Here is a 10,844-nt window from a genome sequence, read left to right as displayed (position 1 = left end):
ACGCTTTAGAGGTGAACCGCAAACCGTTTTTACCGTTTTTAAAGGGAATCCCTTAAATATCGTAGTTAACACATTGTTAATGCGAAAAACCCCAACAATCCCTATTCATAATCATTGCTTATTGGTATATCGACGTGATGATTCACACCACAGACAGGCTAGATGCTTCACAAGTCCACCAGCACCCCGCTTAATACGGCAACACACCAAGACAGGCTAGATGATGCCTCCAACCGTTCTATCGTTAATTCCCCGCTAGATACGGCTTTTTGTTGCCGTTAGGGTCAATGGTTGACCTGTTGTTACCCCGTGAAGGTAACACGCCGATCCCTTATGTGGCGGGGTCTGTGGGTCTTTGTAACCTTGTTACCTTCTTTTTGAAAACTCGAGTTTTGCCGTAAAAACCCGTAACTAACGGGCTTGCGGGCTAGATCACACTTTTGCGGTGGTGTTTTAAGGGTTGCGGTTTAAGGGTCGGATCGTAGTGTTGGCGGGGCTTGAGGGTGATTTTTTGTGCTTTATTTTATTACCTGCCTCACGCGTGCGGGTGTGAGAGGCTGACGCACGCGTGTAAGTGTCGGTTTATTTTTAGTTTGGTACTTCAGGACAACCCACTTCTTTTGATTCAACCGTACTGTCGGCCACCTGTTCGAGTTTCCCCGCTTTGATCTGCTCAACAAGTTCGGCCAACGTTGCGCCATAGTCTTTGACGTGGGCGATCTCTAATTTCAGGCGCTCATTCTCCAACTTCAACTTCGTAGCCTCATGACTAGCACCTTGGAACACGGCCTTCGGATTACTGAAGACTTTGTTCAAGATAAAGAACTGACAATCTTGATCCCCGTCCAATGCCTTACGAACAACACCTTCCAATATTCCTAACATTGCGTCGTGTTCAATGTATTCAATCGCAATTCGGCGGCGCGACTTTCGGCCATTGCGTACCGGTTGACGATCCTTACTGAATCGCGTCTGTTCGCCAGCAACTTTTTCTTCACTCATAGTTTCGATCCTATCTGCTATTAAATTTGAATATTTTATTCACCATACGCGCGTGTATGCGTCAGTAAATTATCTAGCCCGTCTGTGGTATTGATTCACACCAAGACAGGCTAAGGGTTTCACAGTCCTTTACGACGCGCGTGTTCATCAAGCATTTGTTGGTGTTTCTCTTGGCGTGTTGCCTTGTCTTTCGCTTTCTGGGCTGCGTGTGTGGCTCTGATAGCGTTTAAACGACCAATCGCAATGACACGCGCCTCGTGGGTCACTCTGTCGCTCTCGGTGCCGTCTAGGTTGTAACGCTGCTTACCATCAGTTACGCATTGTAGGTATGAGTAACTACCGCACACGCATGCCAAACCACTCTTGATGTGTTTGACATCAACATCAGGCATGGCTTCGATCAATTGCTCTGTGATACCAATCGCGAACGGACGCTTCAGTTTGAATAGGGCGCTGACAACTTCACGACGCACTTGTTTGTTCGACTTTGGCGTTGGTTGCGCTGGTGGTGCGGGTGTTGCTTTTTTCTTCAGCGACAAGGTTGGTCTACTCATTGGAATATCCTTTTTAACGTCCACCAGCATGACAACCGGATTTAAAAACTGGGGTATTGGTCGGGGTGTCTGGGCTGGTGGTTGGTACAAAAAAAGGCTAGAAACCCTTATGATCTCTAGCCTGTCTGGGTTCACTTTAGTTCACAGTGAATTTACTCGTCAGTGAATTTAGGGTGAATGTAGTAAACAACCTTGTCTTTACCCTTACCTTGTTGCGGTATAACAACCTCCTGAATGTAACCATGTTCAAGTAACACGTCGATCGCTTCAGCACGCGCTTCAACAGTAGTTAGGCCGCGCCAATCCTTTTTAGACAATTCAGCCTTCATGAAACTCAAACCAAAACGGTCTAGGCGTTCAGCTAACAAACGCGGCGCTTCAAGGTTAGCTTCCACCTTAAAGAATGTCGTCACGCGCTTTGTGTGGCTTTCTAAGTAGCTCATCCACTTGATTGCGCGTTCTAGGGTCTTCTTTTTGATTACTGTGTTCAGGTTGGTTCGATCTGCGTCTTCCTCATGCCATCCCTTCGTTGCTTCAATGGCATGTAATACCAGCGCCACCTTCGCACACAAGGCCGACATTTTACCTAGAATGGCCTTTTCAGAACCGTCGGCACCATTAACGCGTTCGATCATGCTGGTGGCGTATTCAGTCCACAACGCTTGTGCTTGCTTGTCGAACTTACACACAGCTTTTTCTTCGAGTTCACCAAGCCTCGCTAGACCTTCGAACACAAGTTTCGCTTCCATTTCATGAAACTCATTAACTTGAATATCGACATATTCAAGGCCTGAAAAGTCAGGGTAAACCATCATCTGTGTAAGTCGCTCAATCATACCGTCGTTGCCACCACCTTCTTCACGACTCGCCAATAACGGGATGATTTTAGCTGGTTGGATGCCCCCCAAGAGCGACAACGTTGGATCGATAATCTTAATGTCATTGCGACCCATACGGCTTTGAGCGTATTCCCCTGACCCATTAAACGCTTCTAAGAGGAACGCACGATCACCCTGTCGGTTCGGTTGTTCCATCGTTGCCAGCAAACCCGACAATTCATCACGAAACATTAATACCCCTGTTCGGTTTCTAAGCATTAATTGTTGAATCGCTTCAACAGTTGCGTCGTTAATTAACGGGGCGCGTAATTCAGGTTTAAGGACAACAGATTCACGGGCTTGTGCTTTCAACTTCAACGCACCTTCTTTGTCACCAGACTTGAACAATGCTTTCGCTTCTTCGTTCAGTTTCGCGATTGCTTCGGCACTAAGTTCAAGGCTCATTTCGTACTCATCCATTTTACGAGCGTAGATCCCTTTGAGTACCTTGTTTTGTGCGTGTCTGATTAACTTCAGACCACAAGACAGGCTAGGGGTTTTCTTGCTCGACGGGTCGCCAATTACCCCACCCCACAAGATCGCGGGTTCATTCCAACCACCGAACTTCTTCGGGGAAATTATCATTGAATTACCAATCAGGCCGGCAGCACATACCATCACACTGATCGCCGCGTAATCTACCGGCGCGTTATCCATAAGGTGCGCGTGCTGGGCTACGTGGTTTCGTAATGACTTCGGCAACAGTTCAGGATCGAACTTTTCCACGGGTGATAGCTTACCTTCGATCGGTTGTGGCTCACCCCATACCAATCCACCAGCGCGTTCTTGCTCTTGGTTTGCCATGTGCTCACGCTGGTTGTGTTTAGTGATACTTAGCCCGTCAGTGGTCTTGTAGTGGTCGCCAGCAACTCTCAAGGCCGCTGCTAGATCCCCGCTGTGTTCGCCCTGAACGTACAGATCAAACTTGTCGTGTGAATGACCGTGAAGCGGGTCACTTTCATGTGAAGAAACATAGCGCCCGTTGGGGTCGTTCTTGTAGCTGATAAACACGCCAGCGGTGCCACTTGTACTGTCAGGGTGTAACCATCGGTTGCCCTGTTGCGTGTAGCCATAACGAACAAGTAAGTCGATCCATTCGTTATCGTTGTTAAACGCTTCAATCGGGCTTAACTGGTTGCCGGTGTACTGCTTTTGCGGCTCCGACAATGCTGGTGGTTCGTTCTCAAGTGTTTCGATAAGGTACGCACGCGCCGCAATAGCAAAGTCGGATCCAAACACGTCTAGTGGTTCACCTTCTTCAACGTGGTAGTCGTATGACTCACGGTTGAATACTGTCAGGGCTGGTTTGTAGCTGATCTGTTGGGTACGACCAACACAGCTATCACCATCAAGAATGTGAGTAAGATAATTCTGAAGTGCCACCCAATGATCGGTATCAATCCCTTCAGTGATCGGCACTACAACGCGCCAGCGTTTATCATCGGCTTTACTGCTTACTGTGGTGTAAATGTATGATGCTTTGATGCTGGCACCGGATAAGATTTCACGTATGGCGCTTAATTCACGGTTGCCCGTGTCCACATCAGCCACCAGCGCTGTATAATTATTGTGCGATTCAACATCATCCTTTTTCTTACTGGTCTTAATGTCTGAAGGTAGGAACCAAGCGCATTTTGTTTTGGCTTCTTTCAACTTCCCTTTGTCGTTCGGCGGGTACATCGTCAGATCTTGCGGGGTAGCCATGCTTTGAATTAAAGCGTCTAGCCCGTCTGTGTTGAATTTATTTCGCTGACTGTGAGTTTCGCCCACTGTCATTAAAAGGGGTTGTAGTAACTGGTCATTCATCAATATAATCTCTTATGAAGTTGGTTAGTGGTCTGAGTTTGCCGACCTATACCGCTAACCGATTTTTCTAGTTGGCCTGTGGGCTTTTGCTCACGGGCTTTTTATTTCCTAACGTAAGATCGGTAAGTTCGTTACTCGCCGCTTGAAGCTCATCAAACGCACGCTCGACACGGGCGGCACCTTTCATCGCCTGTCTGTGTGATGATGATTTCAATTCCTTGCGTCGTTCAGCTCTTGCTAGTGCGTCTTGCTGTCTGTCTTGCGACAAGTGGCGCGGATCCAAATGTCTCGCACTAATCACACCGTCGCTGTCATAGATACTTATGAAACGCCAATGATTGAAACGATCGCCGCGTAAAGCTTGTATCAATGTGCGAACGTTACGACCGAACACTTTTACAATCTCGTCTTCTTCGACACATTCGCCGGTAAGGTACATTTCCAATAACTGACGGTGTGGTGTCCCAAACTTCGGGATCGCTTCTTCGTTGATCCCAATCAGTGACAAATTGCTCATGGTCGTTACCCCGCGTTTTCCTCAATCCATTGTTCAACGTCGTCTTGCTTCCACCCAACAGTTCTACCGTTTAGTCGTACCGGCTGCGGGAATTTACCAGCACGCACCCACCCGTGGATCGTCTTGTAGTTTCGATTTAGCTGTTCGCATAGCTGCGCGTAGGTAATTAATTTCGTTGTCATATTTCCGCCTTTTTATATCTGGACTTGTCTAATTTCGTCTGAACACCGGAAATACTAACTTCAGATTTGCGGGTTTGATAAGCGGTTTCTCTCTGTTAATAAACCCAGTTTTTTATTCCAAGATAAGGGGACAAGTAACCAAGACAGGCTAGGTGTCACTTGAAGTTAACGACGTTTGCGTTCGGGTTGCTGGTGGCGCTTAACTTCGTTTGCCACAAGTTCAAAGCGGCACGCTTTTGTTCTAAATACTGGCTTCGGTTGTAGATACCAGCGACACCGCCCAACGTATGACCTAACAGACTTTCGATAACGTGCGGCTCTATACCAGCATCACTCAAATGCGTTGCTAGTGAGCGTCTAAGGTCGTGAAGGTTCCATTTATCATGTGACATGCGTTTGTGAAGCTTCCCACCCATCAGGGACACGCTAGGGGCTTGTTTGAGTTCGCCCAATAGGTACGGGCTTTTGTTACGTCGTGCTTCAGCGATTAACGTCTTGATGTAATCCCCTAGCCCGTCTGGTATTGGTCGAATCACTTCTTTGTCGTTCTTGCTGTGCGCTTTCGGACAAACCCACACCATAGCTTTAAGATCCCACTCTTTGATTTTGCTCAATCGCACTTCTTGGGTTCTCGCGCCAAAACTGATCAAGAGTTTCGCTAACTGTCGGTAGTACCAGTTGTGCTTTTCGTCGTGTGTCCACTGCCACAACTCGCAGATCTCCGACCATGACAGCACGCGGTCTTTCTTGGCTTGTTTCTCTCCAACATCAGTGATCGTTAAATCATCCAACGCGTGAGTCGTACAGAAATGACGTTTACGGCAATAGATCAGCGCTTGCTTAACATTACCGAAGATATAGCCAGCGGCGACCGGTGCCGGTCTGTGGTGCGTGCCGTTCTTAATGTCTTCGAATACTTTTATCCAATGACGGGTTGTTACTTCTTCAACGGGTAAGTCACCGATATACGGGTATATGTGTCTCTCGAACTGTAGGCGGTGTTTTGCGGCGTTCTTGCGCTTCTTGTCTGCGTAACTATCAAACCAATGTTCTAACGCCTCACGGACGCTTACAGCGTTGCGAATGTTTGAGCGCAATATCTGTAGTTCGATCTTAGGATCACGCCCCTCACGTACCCAACCGCGACACTGATCGGCTTTTTGTCGTGCTGCCGCCAATGTGATCCCGTCTAAACGTCCGGTGTAGACACCTAACTTGATGTTTCGCTCTTTTCGTTCTGGCGTATGCCATTTGAACATGAACGTCACAACACCGGTGCGGTGCGCCAATACGTAAAATCCTTGCCCGTCTGTGTGCTTTGTTGGTCGTTTATTGTCGTGACCCTTCAACAAGCTTTTCAGTTTTGAATCTGTTAATGCCATTGCCTCACCTCGTTTGCTTTAAAACCGGTAAAAACGGTTTGCGGTTCACCTCTAAAGCGTGTGCGTAACTATAAAAAAGGGCTTTAAAAACGGTAAAAACGGGAAAATGTTCACCTCTAAAGCGTGTGCGTATGTGCGTGTAAATCAAAAATAGACAACACCAAAAAACACCCCAATAGCTACCCTTAATAGCGTTTAGACAAGCAAGGATATATTAAGACAAATATGGACACAATTAGATAAGAGCGCTCACCAAGCCTTATGGTATAAGGCATTAGAATTAGTAAAGTAAGCGCCAATTAGATAAGACGTTATAAGTACATGGAGAATACGGCATGAACTAATCGTTCTTTCGTAATTTATTGAATTGAAAGCCAAGCTCATTGTTGAGTTTGGCTTTTTTTTGGCTTGTCGATCCGTGATAGTCGCTGATTACTCTCCAGTGCGACAGCAGCGACCTTTGTCGACGTTTGCTGAGTCCAAGGCTGCTAGAATCGAACAATGGCTTGCATCATCGTCTACGTGACCACAACACGCATCATTAATCTTTTTAAGTGCGGTGCGAATCTTAGTTAACTCGGTAATCTTCTCATCAATCATCTCTAGCTTTGCTGAGGTAATCGACTTCACTTCAGCGCAACTGTGCTGTGTGGCCTCGAGGCGAATCTCAAGCAATTCTTTAATCTCGTCCAAACTCAGCCCCAACGCTTTAGATTTGAGAATAAACGTCACCTGTTTCTGGTTATTTTCATCATATAGGCGATAACCCGAGTCACTGCGACTGGCTGGCGCGATCAGGTTATTCTTCTCATAAAATCGCAAGGTATCGGCTGTCACACCGCATCGCTTCGCTAATTCACCGATCTGAAACATGTTTTTTCCTACTGTTTCGTCCATTCCACAATTAACCTTATCGTTACTTTTCAGGCTGAAATGGCACTTTTCATAATTAATTTTGAGATGCCAAACGATTGCGCGAGCTTTTTTGTAATAAATTAGTTAGAATCTGCGCCATCAAATTTGGAGTTGGTTATCTTATAGCTTAATCATAAGACTAACCCAAAAGGTCTTTACCAAAACTGGCCAATATTTTATCTCTTACTGGTATCTAAGATAATCCACGCTAAGAAGATAGAAACAAGTTCTTTTTTGGCAAATATCTTTATTTTAACCCCATGAATTTGAGGAAGATGGAAGCATGAATAACGCTCGTCCAATTCGCCGCGCTCTAATCAGCGTATCAGACAAAACTGGTATCGTTGAATTTGCACAAGCTCTTGCTAACCGCGGTGTAGATATCCTATCTACCGGTGGCACTGCTCGCCTGCTTGCTGAAAAAGGCATCTCTGTTACAGAAGTATCTGACTACACTGGTTTCCCAGAAATGATGGATGGCCGTGTTAAGACTCTGCACCCAAAAGTTCATGGTGGTGTTCTAGGCCGTCGTGGCCAAGATGATGACGTGATGGAAACTCACGGTATCAACCCTATCGATATGGTTGTTGTAAACCTATACCCATTCGCAGAAACCGTTGCTAAAGAAGGTTGTACCCTTGCTGATGCTGTTGAGAACATCGACATCGGCGGCCCTACAATGGTTCGCTCTGCAGCGAAAAACCACAAAGACGTAACGATCGTTGTTAACGCACACGACTACGAGCGCGTTGTCGCTGAAATGGACACGAACGATAAATCTCTAACACTAGAGACTCGCTTCGACCTCGCTATCGCAGCATTCGAGCACACCGCTTCTTACGACGGCATGATCGCAAACTACTTCGGCACTATGGTTCCATCTTACGGTGAGAACAAAGAAGGTGACGAACCTTCTCCTGAAAACAAGAGCAAATTCCCTCGCACGTTCAACCAACAGTTCGAGAAAAAGCAAGACATGCGCTACGGTGAGAACAGCCACCAGGCAGCCGCATTCTACGTTGAAGCAAACCCTGAAGAAGCATCAGTTTCTACAGCTCGCCAGATTCAAGGTAAAGCCCTTTCTTACAACAACATCGCTGACACCGACGCAGCACTTGAGTGTGTGAAAGAGTTCGACCAGCCAGCATGTGTGATCGTTAAGCACGCTAACCCATGTGGTGTTGCACTAGGTGAAGACATCCTAGAAGCTTACGACCGTGCATTCAAAACAGACCCAACTTCTGCATTTGGCGGCATCATTGCTTTCAACCGTGAGCTAGACGCTGCAACAGCAACGGCTATCACTGAGCGTCAATTCGTTGAAGTTATCATTGCTCCATCAGTTTCTGCTGAAGCAGTAGAAATCGTAGCGGCTAAGAAAAACCTTCGTCTACTTGAGTGTGGCGAGTGGACAACTAAGACAACTGGCTTTGACGTTAAACGCGTTAACGGTGGTTTGCTAGTTCAAGACCGCGACCAAGGCATGGTGTCTGAAGATGACCTGAAAGTGGTTTCTAAGCGCCAACCTACTGCTGAAGAGATGAAAGATGCATTGTTCTGCTGGAAAGTAGCGAAGTACGTTAAATCTAACGCGATTGTTTACTCGAAAGGCGACATGACGATTGGTGTGGGCGCAGGCCAAATGAGCCGCGTTTACTCTGCGAAAATCGCAGGCATCAAAGCGGCAGACGAAGGCCTACAGGTTGAAGGTTGTGTAATGGCATCGGATGCATTCTTCCCATTCCGTGACGGTATCGACGCGGCAGCAGAAGCTGGCATCAAGTGTGTTATTCAACCGGGCGGCTCTATGCGTGATGACGAAGTTATCGCAGCAGCAGACGAACACGGCATGGCGATGATCTTTACGGGCATGCGTCACTTCCGCCACTAATTCTCTTGTCATCATTGGGGCGGTAACTGCGTTGACTACGCTCGCTTACCTAATCACATAGCGAGCTATGCTCATAGGGATAAGCTCGCTTGTCGCCTTGTTAGCGCTCCCACTGATTTAAAGAGACCTCAAATAGTTGAATGACGTAAGCACCAACTACTTTGAGCAAGACTTATAATTTTGTTTTTTAAATATTCCGATATTTGAAATACGTAGAGCAAGTCAGTGACTTTAGTTCAAGGAAAACACGCGGAGCTTATGACCATAAGTGAGCATGTTTGACACAGAAATAAAGGCTCTGAAGCAGCTATAAGGATTTTAAAACATGAATGTACTTATTATTGGTGCTGGCGGTAGAGAACATGCTTTGGGTTGGAAAGCGGCACAAAACCCAAATGTTGAAACGGTATTCATCGCTCCAGGTAACGCAGGTACTGCACTTGAGCCAAAACTAGAGAACGTAAACATCGGCGTTGAAGACATCGCTGGTTTAGTCGCGTTTGCTCAAGATAAAAAAATCGAACTGACTATCGTGGGCCCTGAAGCACCATTGGTTATCGGTGTGGTTGATGCATTCCGCGAAGTAGGTTTGCCAATCTTCGGCCCTACTCAAGCTGCAGCACAGCTTGAAGGCTCTAAAGCATTCACTAAAGACTTCCTAGCTCGTCATGATATCCCAACAGGTTACTACTCAAACTTCACTGAGATTGAGCCAGCTATCGCTTACGTTCGCGAGCAAGGCGCTCCTATCGTAGTGAAAGCTGACGGTCTTGCGGCAGGTAAAGGCGTTATCGTTGCGATGACCCTTGAAGAAGCAGAAGACGCAATCAAAGACATGCTAGCGGGCAACGCCTTTGGCGAAGCAGGCAGCCGCGTTGTTATCGAAGAGTTCCTCGAAGGCGAAGAAGCAAGCTTCATCGTAATGGTTGACGGCTCTAGCGTGCTTCCTATGGCCACCAGCCAAGATCACAAACGTGTTGGCGACAAAGACACTGGGCCAAACACGGGCGGCATGGGTGCTTACTCTCCTGCGCCGGTTGTAACTCCAGAAATCCACAACCGTATCCTTGAGGAAGTTATCTACCCAACGGTACGTGGTATGGACGCAGAAGGCGCACCTTACACAGGTTTCCTTTACGCTGGCCTAATGATCGATGCTGACGGCACACCTAAAGTTATCGAATACAACTGCCGCTTTGGCGACCCTGAAACGCAACCTATCATGATGCGTATGGAGTCAGACCTTGTTGAACTTTGCCTAATGGCTATCGACGAGAAGCTCGACGAAGCAGAATCGAAGTGGGATCCACGCGCTTCTATCGGTGTTGTTCTTGCGGCTGGCGGTTACCCTGCTGACTACGCAAAAGGTGACGTTATTTCACTACCAACAAGCGAAGTTGAAGGCCAAAAGGTTTTCCACGCGGGTACGACAAATAATGAAGCTGGCGACGTTGTGACAAACGGCGGTCGTGTACTTTGTGCAACAGCACTGGGCAATACGGTTTCTGAGGCTCAAGAGCGCGCTTACGCGTTGACGAAGCAAGTTAGCTGGAATGGTATGTTCCACCGCAATGATATTGGTTACCGTGCGATTGCGCGCGAACAAGAGCAGTAAACAATCTTGTTGCTCGCTTACTTTCCAATAACAGTAAGCAAATGACAGCAAGTGAATAACAGAAAAAGGCGCCTCAATAGGCTAATGCCGATCAGTTAAAGC

The 10,844-nt window shown here is 47.1% G+C and carries 9 protein-coding genes; 2 read left to right on the top strand and 7 right to left on the bottom strand.

Annotated elements, in window-relative coordinates; translation table 11 throughout:
- Positions 1-588 precede the first annotated feature (588 nt).
- The 7 genes from AB4486_RS22495 to zntR all read right to left on the bottom strand — a co-directional run bounded on the left by AB4486_RS22495 (position 589) and on the right by zntR (position 7,194).
- Complete coding sequence (locus tag AB4486_RS22495; RefSeq protein ID WP_372118683.1) at positions 589-1,002, bottom strand: hypothetical protein; 414 nt, start codon at positions 1,000-1,002, stop codon at positions 589-591.
- A gap of 119 nt (positions 1,003-1,121) precedes the next feature.
- Complete coding sequence (locus AB4486_RS22490; RefSeq protein WP_372118680.1) at positions 1,122-1,556, bottom strand: ProQ/FINO family protein; 435 nt, start codon at positions 1,554-1,556, stop codon at positions 1,122-1,124.
- Positions 1,557-1,708: 152 nt separating this feature from the next.
- Positions 1,709-4,240, bottom strand: coding sequence for a YfjI family protein (locus tag AB4486_RS22485; RefSeq protein WP_372118677.1), 2,532 nt, complete (start codon positions 4,238-4,240; stop codon positions 1,709-1,711).
- Positions 4,241-4,307: 67 nt separating this feature from the next.
- Entirely contained in the window at positions 4,308-4,757 is a 450-nt protein-coding gene (locus AB4486_RS22480; RefSeq protein WP_372118675.1) for a hypothetical protein, read from the bottom strand.
- 5 nt (positions 4,758-4,762) lie between these two features.
- Positions 4,763-4,939 carry a helix-turn-helix transcriptional regulator gene (locus AB4486_RS22475; RefSeq protein WP_372118673.1) on the bottom strand — a complete coding sequence of 59 codons (177 nt, stop codon included), beginning with the start codon at positions 4,937-4,939 and terminating at the stop codon, positions 4,763-4,765.
- Between the two features lie 155 nt (positions 4,940-5,094).
- The gene (locus AB4486_RS22470; RefSeq protein ID WP_372118671.1) at positions 5,095-6,321 is read right to left on the bottom strand and encodes a tyrosine-type recombinase/integrase; all 1,227 of its coding nucleotides are present in this window, start codon (positions 6,319-6,321) and stop codon (positions 5,095-5,097) included.
- 432 nt (positions 6,322-6,753) lie between these two features.
- Positions 6,754-7,194, bottom strand: coding sequence for a Zn(2+)-responsive transcriptional regulator (zntR, locus tag AB4486_RS22465; RefSeq protein ID WP_017062704.1), 441 nt, complete (start codon positions 7,192-7,194; stop codon positions 6,754-6,756).
- 325 nt (positions 7,195-7,519) lie between these two features.
- On the opposite strand from zntR, the gene purH reads away from it, so the two are divergent.
- Positions 7,520-9,127, top strand: coding sequence for a bifunctional phosphoribosylaminoimidazolecarboxamide formyltransferase/IMP cyclohydrolase (gene purH, locus AB4486_RS22460; protein ID WP_372118667.1), 1,608 nt, complete (start codon positions 7,520-7,522; stop codon positions 9,125-9,127).
- 325 nt (positions 9,128-9,452) lie between these two features.
- On the top strand, positions 9,453-10,742 hold the full coding sequence (purD, locus tag AB4486_RS22455) for a phosphoribosylamine--glycine ligase (protein WP_017062702.1): 1,290 nt from the start codon (positions 9,453-9,455) through the stop codon (positions 10,740-10,742).
- Positions 10,743-10,844 lie beyond the last annotated feature (102 nt).

The organism is Vibrio sp. 10N.222.55.C6 (assembly GCF_041473395.1).
Classification (GTDB): domain Bacteria; phylum Pseudomonadota; class Gammaproteobacteria; order Enterobacterales; family Vibrionaceae; genus Vibrio; species Vibrio crassostreae_C.
Note: the sequence above shows the minus strand (reverse complement) of the source record. Positions and strands in the feature narration are given on the sequence as shown.

Bases quoted from the DNA above. Each gene is read 5' to 3' on its own strand.
- AB4486_RS22470 (WP_372118671.1), bottom strand. From the start codon at position 6,321: ATGGCATTAACAGATTCAAAACTGAAAAGCTTGTTGAAGGGTCACGAC.
- AB4486_RS22480 (WP_372118675.1), bottom strand. From the start codon at position 4,757: ATGAGCAATTTGTCACTGATTGGGATCAACGAAGAAGCGATCCCGAAG.
- AB4486_RS22495 (WP_372118683.1), bottom strand. From the start codon at position 1,002: ATGAGTGAAGAAAAAGTTGCTGGCGAACAGACGCGATTCAGTAAGGAT.
- zntR (WP_017062704.1), bottom strand. From the start codon at position 7,194: ATGTTTCAGATCGGTGAATTAGCGAAGCGATGCGGTGTGACAGCCGAT.
- purD (WP_017062702.1), top strand. From the start codon at position 9,453: ATGAATGTACTTATTATTGGTGCTGGCGGTAGAGAACATGCTTTGGGT.
- AB4486_RS22475 (WP_372118673.1), bottom strand. From the start codon at position 4,939: ATGACAACGAAATTAATTACCTACGCGCAGCTATGCGAACAGCTAAAT.
- AB4486_RS22485 (WP_372118677.1), bottom strand. From the start codon at position 4,240: ATGAATGACCAGTTACTACAACCCCTTTTAATGACAGTGGGCGAAACT.
- purH (WP_372118667.1), top strand. From the start codon at position 7,520: ATGAATAACGCTCGTCCAATTCGCCGCGCTCTAATCAGCGTATCAGAC.
- AB4486_RS22490 (WP_372118680.1), bottom strand. From the start codon at position 1,556: ATGAGTAGACCAACCTTGTCGCTGAAGAAAAAAGCAACACCCGCACCA.